Genomic DNA, 19,991 nt, shown 5'->3' on the forward strand with positions numbered 1-19,991 from the left:
CGCTATCGAACTCCTTGTTCTCGAATAGTTAGTAGGCCACTGTAGCTACCATAGCTCCACTCATAGGCTCTACTAAAAGTACATGTGAGGTCACTCACCGTGGTCCCACCTCCAGGCCATGCAATAGTGAGTTTGTTTGGCTTCGCAATTTCAATATGCGATGCTTCGGTATTTCGTACCGAAAATGGCTGCAATTCTCTGGCCCCATCGCTAAGTACCAGGGCTCTACTGCTCATGTACTCCTTCACATCTCCAGTAAGGACCGTTCTGGTCTGATTGGTCTGCAGTAGACCCGTGAGGTACGTAACAGCCAATGACTTACTGTCATTCGTGACAAGAGTCACATCGCTCGCAACTCCATGTAGAAAAGCGTTTTCAAGAGCTTTGCAACTACTAAGTTTTGATGGAGGCAACACAGAGGGCGGGAGTTGAGGGCCTGATTTCGCGATACTTGGATTTAAAAACGATAGAAATATAACCGTCGTATGTTCATTTCTACCGGGTGCATAGGATTTCTTCTTTTCGTTTTGAGTGAGTGCAAGTTATCCAACGCGTGTCAGTTTCTGAGGGCCGGACGGATAACGGCATATAGTCCAAAATCATACTGGCTGTCACTCCCATTGATTCCCCAACACCACAAACAAGTCGGTGACTTCATCCTTTTGGAGATATTCACCATTTGGCCTTGTCACCGCGGCAAATATTTTCGAATGTACAGCCAGCTTCCAGGCTCCTACTACTCTCCATGAGGGGCTTAAATTGTAACTGTGTACCCCAACACAATAAACAAGTCCTTGATGTTATCGACTTCCTCAATCGCGGCCGGCGCACTGATACGGAATGTCCATTCATTATCGGCTGGGACAAGAGTTACAGTGCCATTTGTGGAGCCGGCGTTCACAGCGCTGCGATAGCGACCGGGTTGAGCTAGCCAGTCGATCGCGATTGACGGGGCGCCGCCTGGGGGCGTCAGAGTGGCATGGTATGCTAGAGCCGGGCGGGCTTCCTTGAGAGTCAGCGCTGCATACACATCCAGCACTGTGACTACACCGCTTTGAACCAAGAGAGGGAAACGTTCTTTGGAAATCATCACTGTCACCTGGTGAGTTGTCGACGTACGCAGGAGTTGCCATTCAATGGGGAACTCATGCCGAAGGCTAATCATGCGGAAGAGTACTCCTGGTCCTGCCGCAGTGCTCTTGAGCGTTTTGGTGACCGCCTCTAGTGCTGGGGCTTGTAGCGTATCGTCTCGACGCGACGTGTACCGCAGGTGCAGAATGACATCCGAGATGGTGTCGTAGTCGAAAGCTCTGAACTGAGGGGGGAGGTCCAGCCTCCAGCGAGAGATCGCTCCGCAACCTTCAAATGGCAGAAGCTTTTCATCCCGGAGATCCAGTTGAAAGCGCCCGCTTTCATTTTGGCCTGCACTGACTGCCACGGCTTCCACAGGCAGATGATCTGGACGATAATTCTGTTCATCGCCGTAGCTTCCATTCACTCTGGCCGATTCACGAACGCTACTGCTGAGAAGTGTCAGGGTTGCATTCAACATAGTGTACGGACCAACAACAGCTGGTATCGTAAGACTGACAGTCTTCAAGCGACGAAAGTAGTGTCCTGGATAGTCGAGATCGAATAACCATTCAGGAATGTCGACCTCGCACGCGCTGGATTCTTTCAACGCGATCAGGGCCAACGGGTCCAGTTGGAGGAGGGAGACATGACGTGTGATCTCGAACTCGCGCGCCTGCTGCTCTAAGTACGCGCGCTCCATTTGTTTAAGTTGCAAATAGAGCTGCTCACCGGCGAGTAGTCCACGCACGGAGCTATCCCAGGCCCCATATTTGATGAATGTGGTCGTTGAGCCGACGGCATACTGCCAGATCCGTTCGGCGCTCTTGGCTAAATCATACGCGGCTTTGTAGCACTGGAAGTAGATAGCCCGGAGATTTCCCTCGAGGTAAGAATATAGAGTTTCATTCGTAAATTTTCCGCCTAAAAATTCTTCTATACTGCGCGACTGCTCTAACTGCAATTCGTGGTTCCTAAGTTCGTTTTCCGTGACTTGCTTCCGGATAGCGGCGGCCGCTCGTTGCCGCTCCACCTGACGCAGCTCGCGTTTTGCCTGATCGCGTTGGAATCTCCAATCCTCTGCGCGACGCCTGTGAGAACCCGTGATCGATGCTCGATTCGCACGATAGGCAGCGGATGCAGCATCGCTTGAGTAACTCTTCCCCATAGCGGACGCAGCCGCCCCGAGGTTGGAGCCTCCGAAGGTCGCGCCGCCGCTAGTGCTTACGTTGGGAATGAGATTTAGGCCCTGTGCAGTAGCTTCCAGCCAACTCCCCATTTCCTGGCGGCTGTTCGAGCTGTCCAAGCTTCCCAGCTGATCATTCTCTTCCGAGATCAATCCTTGGGCCAGAAGATTTTCAAAATAGTCGATCTTTCCTTGTGTTAGACGCATGGTCTCATCAAGAGCCGTCAATGCTTGAACGGCCTCATCAATTTGCAGCTTCTTGTTCGTTCGAATCTGGTCAAGGACCTGCGATTCATTGCCCGCCCGAATTGCCGCGAGCTTCTCCGCATCCCGTTTTTCCGGAAGAGAGAACATGAGCCCACCTAACGAGCGAACTTCATTACACATGCCGAGCGCCTGTTGAATCATATAGGGAAATCGATAACGCGGCAGCGGTGCGTAGAGATCATTGAGGACGCTCCCGATGTCCACTCCGTGTGCCACCGCCTCGACAAGCAGCATCGGATCAATGAAAGGCTCAAACAGGGGCAGCTCTCGAACCGTCCCGTCGAAATTCATGCAGTGACGGATCTTGAACAGACGGTCTGCAATGGTATCCCAGTAAGCGAGCAGCTTGTCGTTTTGTGGAATACAGAAGTACGCAGTCGACGGCAAGCTACTCAATGTGGTCGTCCCACCGGATGGAGGGCCAAACATCTCCGTGAACGGCAGTCGCGTTTCGATCTCCACCTGCACGTTGGACAGTTCATCCAATTTCCCGCGGAGATCGTTATATGTTTTAGCGGCAACAGTTCCAGGTACCGTGGCTTTTTCCAGCCGGGGGCCGAGCAAATTCGCCGCGAGTACATACAGCTGGGTTGCTTGATTGATGGACTCCATCGTGTCCCGTTGAAAGAGTTCATCGCCCCAGGCAATAATATTATCCAGGTATTTCATGAACACATATTTCATATAGATCACCGGCCGGCGGCGCGCGAGCATGTGAGGATTAAACGGATAGTCCAACCATTCTTGGATGGATGCCTGAAGCTCAGCCTTCTGTTTAAGCATAGCGGGGTCGGAGCCAGTATAAGTTAGCAAGCCAAGAGTTTCGTCGATCCGAGTGAGGTCGTCATTTTGACGGAACGGCAGGTAGCGCCAAAACCGCTTCGGTCCTTCGGTGGGATCATTCGTCATGGGGTCGAAGATGAAGTGGAACCATGTCAAAGCCGCTTCATGTTTTCCCGCAGCACAATTGGCCGCCGCGAAGGTCATTGGTGCATGGAAAAAGAGCTCATTGTTGTATTTGGCATAGGCACCGGTTCTTCCGAAATCGACGTCTTCAAGGGGATACGGCTGCTTCACCTGGATAGGATCGGGATCGTAGGCGGTTTCAAAAATGGCCTTGCTCATTCCCCCGCCGCCGAGCGGTAACGGCTTATCGCTTTGGCTTTCAATATCCACAGAGAACAGCGCCGGCAAGCCACCGTTGTTTAATGCCGCGAGAAAAGGACACGTGAACGGGTGCCAATGGGTGAAGAAAAGATATTCCGGTCTTCCGATCTTGCTGTAAGAGTCGAGGCCTGGTTTGAATATCTCGGAGATGCCCGTGAAGCCTGACAGAGTCCGCGTGGGAACCGGCTCGTTAAGCGACGGTGTAAGTGCTGGGCCGGCTGCCCACTTTACCAATGCGGAGGCTGCCCAAGGATGCACATGAAGTGCATCATTCGGTACAAGGCTCATCTGACGGTCAGCAAGAGCGCTGAGACCGACCGCCTTCTCACGCAACAGGAAGCGGGGTTCGGGACGAATCTCAATCGCTGCCCGACTGAACTTGTACCCTGCGCGTTCCCGGATCACCAGGTAACATCGCTTCTGATCCTGAAGAAAGAAAGGAATGCTCCGATTAAAACCCCAACGATTATCAGAATCGATGAGATTCGCACGCATAGAGACACTTCGCAGAATTGGGGGATCAGCATCGGTGAGCGATAAAGGATGAAACGGCTTACCGAACGCAAGTCGTTCGCGGATGAAACCCTGATACCAATTGGTGGTACCAGGCGGACGTTCTGGGAGATTGTAGTCAAGTTGCTTCACTGACGAGTTCGCCGCGAGATCGGCATTGCACGCAGGAAAATTGAAGTTTCCGAGTGAGAAGGAGAACCGGACCGCCTCCTTTGTTGCCGCTCGATCCGTTTGACCAGTCTCCTTTCGATCTGTACGGCGTCCGTCACGGACCACGGCGATCGTATCTGTCGTAGTTGTGCGCGTTTGCCCGTCCGCCATGCCTGAGAAACGGCAGTACACAGTTATCGTAAGCGAGGCGCCGCTTATTGCCAAATCAAGGAAATGGTGCCATGGCTTGGGTAACAGCGTCCAAATCGTGGTGGTCTTCTCCACATGCTGATGTGTAGCCCAGTCATACTGTCCTAGGGTTGTCCCGTCCAGAAAGAGGTCGTCCGAGATGGTGTTGGGTGTCACTTCGTCCCAAGCATCGTGGGGTATGTGAACTGTATGATCTTTTTTCCACTGTTCATAGTTTGAATTACCAGGCGGCGGTTCCCAGCTGCCCGGTGGAATTTCCAAGCGTTCTTCCACCCAGGCGTCGTGATGCACGATCTTCGGTCCAAATCTCTTTGTCCACTCTAAGTCCGACTGGACTTTCATAGTTGCGGAGCGCGAGATCAGGAATGGAGTTCCCGTCTTCTTGGTGGACCACTGTCCATCTTTATATTCTGCCCACGCGAGCTTAATACGCCAAAGGCTAACTTGCGGGAAGCCGTCAGGCTGCGAAGCATTCTGGTCATCGTCCTGCCGTTGCTCGAAAATCGGCCAGAACAGATAGAGCCGCCGATTCCAAATCACTGGGGCGAGATGCGCGCCGCTGAACTCTCCATCATCAAACGTCGACACATCCACTGGCAGTTTCTGCCAGGGTGACCAAACCCCCTCAACCCATGAAAGCCGGCTCGAACTGTCCAAGCGGCGATGGTAGAAGACATAGGGGGCAGTCGAGGTTCGCGCGAAGACATGCAGGATTCCCTTCTCACTATCCGCACAGACTCCGCACACCGTCAACTTACTCACGCCGTCGAGCTTCTCAAGATAGTGTCGGAATGTTTTTTCTGCATTCACTTCATTAAGCTCATCCTGCAACATCTCCGATTCCATCTCCCGGAAAATCGGTGTCTTGTCGTCACGTAGCGCTTCTTCTGTATAGGATTCGGCGTAGAGCAGAACCTTCCGATTGGCCTCCCACACGCGATAGTTTTTCGTCCAATCCCAGCGCTGGCGATCAATGCGGCTCGGTGGCACGCGGGGAGATTCCAGATCGAGCAGCACCCGCTGTATGAATAACTGCACAGACGAGATGCCTTGTTTAATGCGCGACGTCTGCATGCAGGGATCCATTTCCACATCGATCAACAAGTATTCGAAGAGGCGATTGTTGTCGATGACGTTGGCCTGCATCATTTCCGGCATCGCCAGCATGAACCCTATGAGGGCAGACCTGCGCCGCATCCTGAGCAGATCATTCAATTTGCTCGCCTCCGCCTTCCAGCGCTGTTCATCGTAGCGTGCGCGAACGACATTTTTAGCGGCCTGAGCACTTGCAGAGTTCTCCGTGGAGCGAGCCACCTTAGCTTCGTCCTGGGCTCTCCAGAAGAACCAGGACGTCTCCGGACCGGTAGGAAGCTGTTTGATTTCTCTGGTTCTCGCCCAGGCGAGTAATTGCGCAGGGGGGGCGCCGATCTTCATCAGCAGCGTGAGGACGGACGCAATACTCACCCATGACGACAGCTTGGTAAGGTCTAGGGGGCTATCTGACCACGTGGAAGAAACCGGATCGAAGAGCGGGATCGTGAACACGTCAATGATGGAGGAGATTGTCGCCTCATCCGCTCCGCTGAACTTCACGAATGCATTGATGGCAGCGGCGCGATCGGGTGCTTCCAACACGTCCAGCAGCAACACATCCGAGACTTGAAACTGGTCACGCAGGCCTGAGAAGTCTTTCAGGACAAGCCACTGGGCGAAAGTTTTGCGAGCGATGATGCCAGCAACTGGTGTGTTCAAGGGTATGGACGCTAGATCGAGATCTCCACGCCGTGCTAAGCCTTCGAGATCCCGCGAAGCGAGTTTGAACGGCGTGAGTAGCGTCGCAATCTTGTACATCCGCTCGACGCGCTGCAGAAGAGCTTCAAAGCGGGTGTCGGTGTAGAGAACAGCCCGTGTAACAAGCGTCGTTGGAATTGCAGGACTCGCCCAGCTAAGGGTAATTTGCGCGGCACCGGTTTTATTGTAGTACTCCAGAGTAATCGGGTAGAACTGTGCGCCGACAAGGCGCAACGTCCCGGAGAATTCGCTCTCAGGCTGATCGCGCCATTCGTCGATCACCAGCAGATCATTGACGACTAGCCGAACACCGTCCGTGCAGCGTATCCGAAAAGAGACGTCACCCGCTGCGGGAACATAAATATGTCCTGTCCAGCGGACACTGAATCCAGTTGGCGGCACACCGGGAGCTGGAGCTGCACCGAGCCAGGCAAATGCCGGAGACTCGTCAATTCGCTGGACCGCAGGAACTCCCGACAAAGTCGAGTTTGTAAAGTAATGGGCACTCAGTCCGTCCCCATCAAGATGCTCAAAGTCATCTTGTGCTGGGCCTGTTCCCGCTGTTGACTTGAGAACATCCTTGTTTTCAAGGAGAACGCTCAACATGTCGGTGGGAAGTTCGGTTGCTGCGCTTATTACTTGTTTGATCAGCGTGCGGCTCATGACAACTCTGCGCCGGGATAGGATCTCCTCCACCTTCCCCTCAATGGCGGAAGAGACGGGAGTTCCATCGCTCTTGAGTGACGAAACGTCGATCAACAGGGCCTCGGCGTCGGCGGGAGCAAAGAGCGGCTTGAGTGCTCGGGCGACAAAGGCGCGCGGCTGCGTCTGGAGCGACTTCGCGGCTCGGTCGAAATCCGGCTGAACGGCGGACGGTACGCCAGCGGCTCCGAGAAGTGTTGCACACTCAGTACTAGTGAGCGCGCCCCGGCTCTGTAGCTGTTTTCTGGTTGCGTCATAGCGCACTTTCTTCCCGAGCGATACTGGAAATACAAACGTCGGAGACAGACCTGCGAGAGCCGCAGTGTAGGAAATGGTCCCATAGATCAAGGCCGCAGTGGCTTTAGCATCGTCTGGTCCAAGGATTGACGTGAGCGCGACGGTTAGCGCCACGCCATCGGAATCTTGCACTAGGGGTTCCTCGGCTATGATACCGTTGAGACCGTTTAGCAGAGCCGCAAGCGTTCGAATCCGATCATCGGGTTGTGTGCCTGGCTGAGAAGGAAAGCGTGGCACATGGCGACACAAATAATCCAGATCGCGCACCTTCACTCCCGATGCGCGAACCTTGTCGACTACATCCGTAAAGGCCAACGCATTTCCGCGTGGAAACCGGTCCGGACGTTCGAACAGTACTCCATCGAACAAGGCTTCCAGCGATAGCAATTCCCGCACGGAGATCTGCAACGCGCGGGCGAGCGAGACGCGACGGAAAATTGCTGAGAGGTGTTCGAGGTTCAGTTGTGGGCGCGAGGTAGGGGGCAAAGTGGGATCGTCACTAAGCCCCACAGCGTCGCGAATCGCGTCGAGTTCCTGGGCACTCAAACGGAATGCTGCCAGGATCAACTCCTTATGCTCAGACAGAAATGGGGGTGTACCGCTCAGTGCCGCTGCCAACTCGGTCCGGCTATCATCAAGCCTGAAGATAGGATTGATCAACTGAGCGGCTTTGTTTCGGAACAAGCGATCGTACAGTGCCGAGCTTCCGAACGTAGGAATCTTGTTCCAGAGGCTGATGACTTCGGCAATAGGCATGTTGAGCCGGTCATGCAACCGCTTGATATTGGCGAGTAACAGAATCGTCTCAAATACTGTGCTGCTTTCGAGGGAGCCGTGTTCGAGGGCTAGATCCATCTCATCCAGCGTCCAGCCAAGTTTCTTCCAAAGCCGGATAAAGCGAAAGAGCGTCATCAGTTCCTTCGGACTGAGCAGCGTCCCATCAAGATGCATTAACGTCGCACGATCCATGTCACACGGCTGCTCAAATCCAGTATTGATGACGACGGCATTTGCCCGGCGCTTCACCCAATCCGTGAAAGTAACGGGATTCTCCCCTACAGCCGCGAGTTGGGCAGTGATGGCTGCGGGCAGGGGGGGGAAACCCGCTTCGATCCATACGCGCACATCCTCGGTGGGAATACCAAGCCTAAATAAGTAATCAAAATCACCATCGCCCTGTAGCCTGGGGTTGACGAATCGTGTTTGCACCAGCGCAATCAGTTCTTCGTATGTGAGGCCGCTACGCGACAAAAACATGAGAACGGGACACATAAGAACCGATACGGGAGGCCAGCCTTGTGCTTCCATCGCCCCCCAGAAAGCTCCGTCCGTTCGGCCGGTTGCCGGGAGTCCGGCTTTCGTCAAGACCGCATTCACGGCAGCTTCGGTTGCGGCTTCGTAGTTGCCGAACTCAGTACTGGGGATCGGAGGTGGCGCATAAACACTGAGGATGTTTTGTAGCGAACGAATCAGGCTGGTTCGCCGATCTGGGTTCGCCGGATTGCGAACGAACTCCGGCTCGACGTGATTGAATAGGGCTGCTGGCGTTGGGCCTGTGGAAAATCCGAAGAATTCCGGAACTGTTTCAGGTCGGAGCGAGCTGGCGCCACCGAACGTCGAGAACGACACGATTTCAAACTCTTCCGGCGAGAGTGATAGAATCTCCGCAGCCTGCGCCATCAGTGGTTCTAGTCCGGGATCGCGATCCAATAAAGGCATGAGTTCTGCGCGGCTTATGCCCAGGTGCCCTAGATACAAGCGAGTGGTTTCCAGTGGCAGGTTCAGCGGAAGACCAAGCGGGAAGACCGCCTCTTGTACGGTCGCATATGCTTGGTCGGAAAACTTTGAAGAAGCCTCGGTCAGATAGACCGGATTGACTCTCAATTCCTCAGCCGAGGGTGAAGGCAGATTCTGATTCGGCGGTGCGGGCGGCATGTTGAAGGCCACGGGTACTTTATTGGCCACGAAGCTTTCTAAAACCTCTGTGACCAAGTCGACGTAGGGGATCAGTGTGTTTGTGTTTTCGCAAGTCAGTTGGATATGGGCAAGGTCTGGTCGCCGCTCGAAAAGCACATCTGCCGGGTTATCTGGGGCAAGCGAGGGCCGGTCAATCATGTGCAGAAGATCTACGAAATAAGCGGAGGGACTATAGAATGACCGACAGTGTCCGCACTCACACATCTGCAAACTGCCAAACAGATCGTGAAACGCTGGCACGTTCTTTATGGACGGTAGTACGTGGGGTGGGACAGCAGACTTGATCGCCATCGGTGAAACAGCCACACCGCCGGTCCAAAGATCTGTATAGAGGTAAAGAATCGTGCCCACGACGCTTTCAGCTCTTCGGTAAGTCGTGCGCGCTCGCTCCTCACCGCCGAGCCGGTCGCCGAACTCAGTCACAAAATGTTCCGGAGAAAAACGTGTAATTCTGAACGCGGAATCGAGATTGGACGCCAGCAGCGCCTCGGTTTGTTTGCGGTCCACTCCCAGGCGGAACACGCGTTGCAGGCGTTGTAACTGCCGAGTGAGGAGCGCCTTGTCCTCTTCGTGCATCCCTCTACCAATACGGTCGCCATGCTCTTCAAGGTATGCTGTGACGGGAGAGGACGCTATATCAAAGTCGCTTTCGTTCTGAAAAAATCGATCCAGGTGATCGCGAGCCGCGCTGAGCTGTGGATCCGATGAGCTTCGCACGATCTGCGCCATGACGGCCGTGGGATACATCGCTTCAGCCACCGAAAGGATACTGTCGACCGTTCGCGACACACGTTCTTCCATGTCATGGCCGGCCACGTCGTCAGATGGCCCCACACCCCGGACGATCTCCGCCAACTGACGTTCGTCCAATTGCACAAGATCGCGGGGCGTATGGACACCATGTTCATGAAGCGCGTCAAGCAGCGCCATGTCATAGGCCGTGAGATCAGCGAGCTGGAGCAGAGACTGCAGGGCACGGATGCGGTTCCGGTCCCAGCCCATCCGTCGTTCAACAACGTCCCTCCAGAACGCTTCAGGGGTGCCGTCGTGCTTTCCGTATTCATTGAGAAGAGTGACGCGGTCTTCTTCCGGTATTCCCGCGCGCGACAACAGATCGCCCACCGTTCCTCTGCGCCTGTTTCCCGCTTGGGCGCCGCTCCTGCTTTGCAATTCAAAAAGACGCGAGAGGTGGTCGTCGAGTGCTCCACTGATGACACGATGCTTGAGTGAATCGGTCAGCTTCACACTCCAGTCGCCATCTCGATCCAGCAGCTCGCCGAGCACAGCCGGAAGTGGAGCGACTTCCACCGGTGGGCCGTCGCGTAACAGCCCATAGAACGTTTCCGCGAGCGATTGTGGCTCACGTGATGCCTGTTCCGCGAGGGTCCAAGACAAGTACATCAGGCCGATCAAGTGCGCATCCCAGCCGGTTTCCCGTGCCGCGAAGTCGAAATCGCGATGCTGGTCCTGATCTAATTGCGCCGGAGTGCTGGTGAGTAAGGGAGCTAGATCGCCAAGCAGCTCTGTGTACTCCGTCCCCTCTTGGTTCCGTGAACCCCTTAAGACGATACGGATCTCCTCTACGAGTCCGGCGGAAAATCCCAGCACGAGATCGCCGGAATCAAGCTCCGTCGTTGTGCTGCCCGTGTTCCTTTGGCGATAAATCGCGACAATTTCGTGCGCATCTCGCTGGGAGGAAACGGTGAAAACAAGATCGGGGTTTGGATTGCGATTTCCCTCTTTCTCCGCAAAGTCGCGCTTGTGATAGCGAATTGCACTAAAGGCTCCGTCAGGACCAGTGACGACCTGATTGTCGCGGTTTCCGAGTGGCGTTCGCGCAGCGCCGAGATCGCGATCGAAGACTTCCACGCGCATCCCGGCAGCGGGTGAACCATCTTCAAACTCGACGCGCCCTGTGACGATGTAATCCTCGGAGAGAGTCGGCTCGAATGCGGAAAGACGGCTCAATTCACGATTCAGTGCGTCTGCGGTCGCTGTGTCGACCTGTTGGCCGCTCGTCAGATCAAGATGATGGGTGGATTGAAATTCAGCGACAGACTTAACTGTCGCTTCTCCATAACGTGCATCCCGGCGCTCCAAGAGCAGTTGCTCCAGCAGAGCCTGTCTGTTGGCATCTCCTCCTTCGTGGGCAAGTAGCAGGAGCAATGCGGACTGCAGATTTTGGACCGCCTTACCTCTATCGTTTTTCAGGATGACCGCCGTGATCCGATCCATGGTAGTTGCCTTTGTTATTCGTTCTTCAGGCCCGTGATATTCGCGACAACCTGCCCAGAGGGGAAAGCAATGACTTGCCGTTCGACTAGGAAGCTCAGCCCTCTTTCGAGATTCGCCACTTCCTGCTTATGGTCGTTCTGTTGGAGCGGAGCGACAATTGGCGTCATGAAAGGAGTTCTCCTTCGAGCAGCTGATCGCTATCGTTAGCTAATTGAGGTTCTTCCAATTTTAAGCCACCTGTCCCCTTTTCTTCTCTTGCCTTAATCAGCACTTTGTTATCGTTATTGTCATTAGTGCGTAACCCAGTCGTACGCCTTCGTCGCTAACCAATAGCCAGGTACAACAGTGACAACTGTAGCGATTCCGCCCGCAACTGTGCTTCCGGTGGCTGCTTCTACACGGCTTCCGACATTCGCCGCGTGCTGCGTATACCCGGGGTACGCCTTTTCAATGCCATAGCCGACCGCGGCACCCCCGACTGCGGAAGCCGCCACTAACCCACCTTCGGCGCCAGCCGCAACCGCCAGACGCGCTGCCCCTCGCACACCCACCGCCCCAACTGTTTCGGTGACTTCGGCGGCGCCGGGCACAAATGTACGCACCAGGACTCCACCTGCCGCGGTCGCGGTGCCAACGACGACGGGTCGCGGATTGCGCGCAAAGTTGCGAACCACCCCCACTGCACCGGCCCGCCATCCACCAGCTGCCTGAGTGGGACTCTTCGGTGCAAAAGTAGAAGCCGGTGCAGATGCGGCAGGAGGCGCTGTCGGTTTCGGCGAGGACACTGCGGAGACGCTTGGCGTGGGAGCGGCATCCTGCGTGGCAGTTGCTGCAGCCGACGAATTTGCGGGACGAAGTTCCAACTGAGCTGATGGTGGCGCGGTCGGCGCAGGCACTGCAGGTGCGGGCGCCATCGGACTGCGCCGACCATTGGCCAAAAGCTGCGCCCGATCTTGCGCGGCGATGTCCTTGACGGCACTGGGCAACTGAGTGGCCGGTGGATTGGCGACCGGCGGACCAGTGTGCTTTCTCGCCGTGCGCACATACTGATCTGCATTAGCTGCGGCAGCGCGATCTGCCGCTTCCTGTTGGGACTGCTGATTATTTGCAAGGGTGTGCTGGGGTCCGATTTTCTGCGCAGCGCCCGGAGGCGAACTCCATTGTGGCGTATCCTTGTGATGGCCAGCTTGGTAGTCATCCGGGTTTTCGTGAAACCACGCAGCCATATTCCGGGTATAGCGTTGGATCGTTTTTTCCTGGGAATACCCACTGTTGGTCGCATGTGTGTCGATGTTAGTCTGCTCGATGAGGTGCAGTTGCGCGGGTGGCGTATCCGCAAGTCCGCTTGGATCGACCTTGGAGATTGGCGATTCGGCTACGTATGCATATAAGTTCAGGCCGGTCGCAATTCCCGTTGGGTCACAACTCGCCCAGCGTTCCAACCACGGTGCGTAGTACCGAGCACCGTGATAGGTGAACCCTGTTTCCTCATCCCGCTCCTTCCCCGTATACCGATACCGCTTTGCCGCAGCATTGATAGTCAAATTCATCGCCTGGTACGATGTACAGCCGTAAGGATAATACTCTTCGTAAGAGATCACCTGTGCCGACAAATCCAGTTCCAAGGATGCTGAACCGAGATGATTACTGAACTGATAACGCACCAGTTGGGCAGGCGACCCATCTTCCCCCTTCGTGCGAGTTTCGACGAGCGTGATGCGCTGCTTGTCGTCCATGACGTGTACTGTTTCGCGCTCGAGTGAAATGGCTGCGCCGGTGCGTTCGCGATAGAGTTCATATCCGCCCAGGTAAAATCGTTCTTCTATTTCGCCACTTAGTCGTTCGATCACTTTTCTTGTGCGTTGTCCTGTCGCATCGTAGACGTAGTACCCAGTTCCGCCGCCGCCGAGGTCGACCTGCGCCAATTGGTCGTGACAGTCCCACTGCATCTTGGCGAGATGATTCATCTTCAACATGTTGCCATGGGCATCGTACGAGTAGCTTTCGGTTGTGGGTCCGATTGTGGTGCTCGTGAGCTGGTTAGTCTTCATGGAGGAATCTAAAAAGCTCATTTCGTTATAGGTGTATGTTCTCGTCCAATTGCCACCAGCCGCTTGATGAAACATTTGTTCGAAGTTCCCGACAGCATCGTATTCATACCTTTCGGTGTAGCTACGCATTTTGTTTCCGTCTTGCGGATGGGCGAGCTTGACACGCCACTCGTCATTCCACGTCGTTTCCGGCTGGACCACCTGCCCGATGTGCTCACGCCCCGTCGCATGAATCAGCCGATAGATCGCGTCATAGGTATAATCGTTCTGCGGTAAAGCGACCGCGCCATTGAAATAGATAGGCGGTTGGGCTGCGTCTCCGATATGCGTGATGTTACCGGCTGGATCGTAGGCGTAGCTGAGGTCTTGGAATCGCGCGTTGTCTGACAACCGCGTGGTCTTGAGATTGACGAGTCGGAATGTATCCGGATCGTAGACATATTCAGTCTTCGTGCTGTTGCCATATTTGATATTTGTGCGCTGACCTTTGGCGTTGTAGTCGATGTTTGTGACGAACAGTGTCTGAGTCACGGCGCCACGCAGGTTCACCGTGACCTTCTCAAGCAGATTGGCTTCGTTAAACATCGGTCGATAGACGCTGAGATCTGGCGTCGTCATGGTGACGGGACGATTGAGCGCATCGACTGTGGTAGTGGAAATGAATTGGTCTGCTTCGAGGAGCCCTGCCAAGGCACCATTCAAGGCCGGTTCATTGACTGAAGAGACGGCCAGCAACGGTTCAATTACCGACCAGTCCTGTTGGCTTTTATATTCCTTGGCAATTCGGCGAGTGCCTTGGAGCAGATTGCCCTTGAAGTCATAGCGCTCGCTCTTGATCATCCCGCCACTGTCGAATTGCCAAACAGCTCTTGTCCGAAGATTGTTGGCGAGATCGCCAGCCTGCCCCTCCCCGTAGACCGTCCGCTGGAGCAGGATCTCTTTCGTTGGACTCATGGGATCGGTGCCAGTCACGAACGTCCGCACCGGGCGTCGAAGCTGGTCATATTCCATCCGATAACTGTGGCCACGACTATTCCATGAACGGATCGGCTTTCCCGACACATCATTAAGCATCCATCGCTCGCCTGCCTCCATACTCGCCTGATGAATGCGCGTTCCGAGCACATCATAGTCATACTCCATGACGACGCGGCCCTTGGCATCGATGACCTTTCGCTGGTTGCCTTCGATGTCTACAATAGTGCGAGTCTGATACAGGCCTGCGGGTCCATTGTCTGCGACACTGAGGAACGGGCGGCCCAACGCATCGAGATGCACGATGGTCGGTGTATTGGCATGTTTTTCCGCTTTCGTCGCCGCATCTTTTTCCGCTGTTCCCTTGGCACCGGCGATGCGTTGCTGATACCACGTCTGCCAGCCTGGCAGTTGTGTCAGGAAATATTTTTCGGTAAGACCTTTCACGTCCGGATCGGTTCGTGGATCGCCTGTCACATCGCCTTTCAAAGCGACCGTATCGTTCACATCGAAGGTCTCTTGCTGCCATGGATCGAACCGGACTTTTTCGTAGGTCTGGTTAGGATGCAGCGTGGCAATGACCCGCTCGACGGGATCGTAGAAGAGAACCGGACTCACCCCCACCTTCACGGCAAACTCAAAGTGGTGTGTGGCGGTAAAGAAAGGCTCATATTGCCTTACCGGCTTGCCCTTATTGTTGAAGATGGTCCAGCCGCTGCCGACCCATCGAGGTGTGGAGACCGGTCCTCCATCGATGACTGGGCCCGGCTCGGCCTGAATTTTCTTTTGGACCTCGCGGCCGAATCCATCCGAGTAGCTGAAACTGACTTGGATCTTCGTCTGTTGTCCAGGGTCAAGGTCACGCACATGTGTTTCGCGGGCGAGGGTGGCGGCAAACGCAGGCAGCCATTTGTCGCGACCTGTGGGAAAGTCTTGTTGTGTCCGGAGGAATCGATCAAGATCGTAGACAACACGAGTCGTGGCATCTCCCAGAAGTCCTGGCGCCGGTCCATGCGGATCGCCGGCATTGAAGAAACCGTCGACCTGCGCTCTCGTCAGATCGGCGACAACGCCGGTCAATGAGTCTCCTTCTACCGTCGCTGGTGTTGGCTTCCCCATCACAGCAGTCGCGAAGACTAAGCCCAGCGTATCGAATGCGGCTGCGGTCCGATTTCCATTGGGATCAATCAGCAATCTCGGTTGAAGAACCCGATAGTCGTGTTCCGCAGAAACGATATTCCCGACCGCATCGTTCGTACGATGAACCAACAGATCGTACGGGTCATAGGTCACAATGGTTTCTGTCGGGACCGCAGTCGTATGGAAAGGATCGCGATAGCGGCATGGAAGGAAAAAATGCGCTCGCGCCTCGGCCAATTCCAGGGCACCCACATTTGCCGGGTTATTTGAGAAGAATACTCGGCCTGAGGGTATCCACCAATTGCTGTCGCCTTCGCTATGGACATACTTCCCTTCGTCCGCCAGCATCGTATTCGTCACCCGCGCTCCGTACACCTGGGTCACGAGACTTGGAGTCAAGGCAAGCTTGTAGCTCTCTCCTGGCAGAGCAAGAGACTCCAGCTTCCCCAGGGCGAGCAACCCGGTCAGATCATCCTTGCGATAGAGTGATCGGATGTGTTCGATGAGGCGCCTGTATGGATGAGCCGTTATCGCTCCGGCGGCGTCCACATCTTCGTACGGCAGATCATGGATACCGTCAGCCGCCTGATCCAGTTTGTTGCGCAGTTCATCGAAACGGAATAGATTTGTGATCGAAGGCTCATTGCTGTCCGGTACAGTCTTGAGGATCTCGTATGTCCGTGCCTGGGCTGGCTGCGGCGCTCGATAGGCATTCGCCTCATCGATAGGGTTCGTGAATTCGTTCTCTGTCGACGTGATGTGGATCTGTTCTTGTTTGCCCTTGTCGTCCCCAACGAGCGGACTGAGACCTGGCCGCCGCCCATACCCGATCGCAACGGCCTTGAGAACATTGCCATGACTATCCACCTCCAACGTCATGGCGTGTGTGACACGAGGGTCCGCAATGAGTTTTCCGCCTACATCGACTAGTTTTCGCTCATAGTAAACATCGATAGATTCACGGGCATGAGTAAAAAAGACGGCATGCTGATTATTGCCTCGGGGCTGGAGCAGCTCGATCGTGTAATTCTGCTCTGTCGCGCTATAGGGACGATCCTCCGCATCAGTGCCGTCGAGCGCATAGATCTCGCGACGGAGCACGGAACCTTTGAGCGAGCGGCAGGCTTCTCGGATTTCGTCAGCTGTGAGAGACCACGGAGTCAACGTGCCATCTTTCTGCTTCACCGTGGTTGGTATGACCGTATCAGGCAGCAGCATGGCTTCGAGTTGCAGATCGGTGAGTCCAGCAACCTTGTCACTGACATCACCCTCCCGGTAGTACTCCTCTTCGAAGTGGCGGGAAATCTTCTCGCCTTCGAGATACGCTCCCGTATGGAACCAGGTCTTGGTTTTGACTGGTGGCACATGCGAGATGGGATCGCTGTTCGTCGCGTTAGAAAAATCGCCGCTCTCCGTGAAGGCAGCCAGCTCTTCAGTGTCGAACTGTTCGACCATTCCAAAGCCTCGGAATTCACGCTCTTCGCCGTCGAAATAGCCATGGTGGTAGGCATAACGCGTGGCGAAGCGGTTGCGGCTGATCCAATCCCAGGTCTCCACCCGCTCGACGACATGGACGGGAAACGGGAGCCGGGTGATCCAGGGTTTGTCGTCGCGCTTGTCCTGGAGGTAGAACTTGGTCGAGGGCGCGTAGTCAACGCGAGTTTCGGCACCGAGGTTGTTGAGCGTCTTGATGAGCAGATGCGGCTTCTGTCCTCCCATCAGATTCACATATCGCATGGGCTGTCCGGAGTCTTGCGGGAATGAGGAAGACCAGACCAAACAGGCGGTGCCATTGCCGAGCAGATCAATGGGAACGAGGCTCAGGAGATCATGGATGTGCGGGAAGACATTCAGCGTCTGTGGTTGGCTCCAGCTATTGCCTGATTGATTGAAGTAGAGGCGCACGCCATCCACGTGCAGATAGATGATGTCGGTGGTGCCGCTGCCATCGATGTCGGCCAGGCGAACTCGCTTTTGGTCGAAGAGATCCGGCTGATCAAACCAGGGCGCATTGTCCATCGTCACCTTAGCACCAAAGCGTCCATAGCCGAGGTTGGGCCAGTAACAGACCTCGCCGTTTCTGATGCGGACAAGATCCATGAGGCCGTCGCCTGAGAGATCAGCGAGGTAAATTGATTGCGTGCCATCGGCAAAAACGAGCCGAGGCCCCTTTTCCTCATCCCAGGCTTGCGACACTCGGCAGGCTTCCTCGAAGCCTTCCTCCGCTAACGATGGATGCCAGACGAACGTGTCGTCTTCGGTGATCAGCACGTCGGCATGGCCATCGCCGTCGAGATCCACGAACTTGAGATTCGGGTCGCGAGTATCACGGTTCAGGCGAGCTGCGAATGGTCGAAACGTCTCCCATCCCTCGGCGTCATCGTGTTCGTAGAAGCCAGGCGTTGGGCCATCCAGCGTGACAAGGTCAGGTTGGCCATCTCCGGCCAAGTCCATGAACTGCGCGCCGCTGCTGAGGGGGATGTTGGGCTTCAACGCAACCGTTTCGAGGGCTGAGAACTTCGCCTTCACGACTTCGCTGCCGTCCAGCAACTTGTCGGGGATAGGGCTCCAGTTACGCTTGTAGTACCAGGCGCCAGCCTGCTCCGTGAGAATGCCGGGAATGCCTTCTCCATGAAGATCGGTCCATTGGTAGACCGAGCCGTCGAGGCCGACGGGAAGATTCTCAACACTTTCGGGGTCAACCTCTTCAATGAGATCCTGGACTTCTGGCTTGCTATACGTAAATTCAACGGGCGGTAGAGATTTCTTCAGATAGGTGGCTCCCTGACGCAGGTAGCCCGATTGGCTGACTGAATTCAGAAAGGAATAGATGGGATTGCGGACGTCCGTCGGATGGTCTTCGTAGGAATAGGTCAAGTCGGTAGATCGGACCAGATAGTCTGGGGTGCCCAGTTCGTCAGGGAAATGATGAAACATCAGCACACGCTGGCAGAGACGGTAGGTCCGGACTTCAAAGCCGGCGCGATAGGTTGAAAAGGGATCGAGGCGCGTCGACCACTTTTCGCCGGCAGGTGGGTTACATTCCGCCTGGGCAAAGACACGGCCTTCGGCATCAGGGGCAGCTTCGCTGCAATGGCCGTCTTCATAGTCGAACACCACTTCAAAATAATAATTGGGTTGGACGCCTGCTGAATTCAGATCGGGTGGCTGCGGCCATTCGGTTGCGGTTAATTTGGGCAAGTAGGGTTCCCGATTACCGTAGCAAATCCGCTTTGGATACCGATTCGCAGTGCGATTTGCCTTGTATTCATCTCCTTTAACCGTATTGTTATTCGTCCGGTTTTTCTCATGCGCCTGCGTCAGATCAACCTGGTCGGAATTTTCAGACTTGCAGTGATAGACGATGACGTTGCCCTTGTCGTCATAGCTCTGGCAGATAAACCAACTGAAGATGCGGGATTTATCGTTCGGATCGGCAATGCGGCTTTCATCCGTTTTCCCGTACCATGTGGTGATGTTGTCTTTTGAAATTGACCGCCAGAAAACATCTGTGGGATCTGATTGATTGTTCCATCGTTCTATACGGGCGAACAGACCTTCAATACGGGGACGGTAGCAACGAATCTGGTAGACCTGACCGCCGACAGTTCTGTCAGGGATATCTTCCGGCTCCCATTTGCCAGCCGCAGTCTTGACCAGGGTTGGAACGAGATCTTCGGATCCGGAGAGCAAAAAGGCATCCGAGTCTTCCGCATCCGCATCCAGATACTTAGGCAATCCCTTATCTGTCTTACGTGTGATAGCCGGCAGCGACAGGCTCCAGCCGAAACCGAATGGGCCGTTGCCTGCGCCGGAATCATAAGACAGCGAGAGCTGCGGAGCGAAGCCTGAGCGACCGGGAGAGGTGGCGATGGGCACGGTCATCGAGCCGGTTCCGGTGACGGGGTTTGCCGCGAACTTTTCGCCCATGCCACGGATAGCTCCGCCGCCTTTGGGAAGTGAAATTGTGGGAGCAGATATATGGAAAGGCTTTTCTTGAGATGCTTGAGTGGATGACGTTGCTAACTGACCAGAACCTGAGGAGTGGTTTGGCGGGACCGGCTGCTTCCCTACCTGCACGATCATCCACTCCTTCCAACCAGCATCAACTGGATCTTCACGAGACAAGAAATCTTGATGAGAAAGATGACGAACTCCTTACCGCAATCCCATCACCATTTCCAGAAAAATATTTCTGAATTGGTCGGCACAATATCGCGATCAGAACAGCAAAATTCGTGCTGTGGCTAGTACGTACG

Annotated in this window: 3 protein-coding genes; all 3 read right to left on the reverse strand. The window is 55.0% G+C overall.

The annotated features are described in order from the left end of the window. Positions 1-754: 754 nt before the first annotated feature. Entirely contained in the window at positions 755-11,566 is a 10,812-nt protein-coding gene (locus tag P0120_00615) for a neuraminidase-like domain-containing protein (protein MDF0672832.1), read from the reverse strand. 14 nt (positions 11,567-11,580) lie between these two features. Beyond that, a complete protein-coding gene (locus P0120_00620; GenBank protein ID MDF0672833.1) occupies positions 11,581-11,733 on the reverse strand; it encodes a hypothetical protein in 153 nt (50 codons plus the stop codon). A gap of 123 nt (positions 11,734-11,856) precedes the next feature. Next, positions 11,857-19,662 carry a SpvB/TcaC N-terminal domain-containing protein gene (locus P0120_00625; protein MDF0672834.1) on the reverse strand — a complete coding sequence of 2,602 codons (7,806 nt, stop codon included), beginning with the start codon at positions 19,660-19,662 and terminating at the stop codon, positions 11,857-11,859. Between the last annotated feature and the right edge of the window lie 329 nt (positions 19,663-19,991).

Source organism: Nitrospira sp. (assembly GCA_029194675.1).
Taxonomy (GTDB): Bacteria; Nitrospirota; Nitrospiria; order Nitrospirales; family Nitrospiraceae; genus Nitrospira_D.

Bases quoted from the DNA above. Each gene is read 5' to 3' on its own strand.
- P0120_00625 (MDF0672834.1), bottom strand. From the start codon at position 19,662: ATGGGCGAAAAGTTCGCGGCAAACCCCGTCACCGGAACCGGCTCGATG.
- P0120_00615 (MDF0672832.1), bottom strand. From the start codon at position 11,566: ATGGATCGGATCACGGCGGTCATCCTGAAAAACGATAGAGGTAAGGCG.
- P0120_00620 (MDF0672833.1), bottom strand. From the start codon at position 11,733: ATGACGCCAATTGTCGCTCCGCTCCAACAGAACGACCATAAGCAGGAA.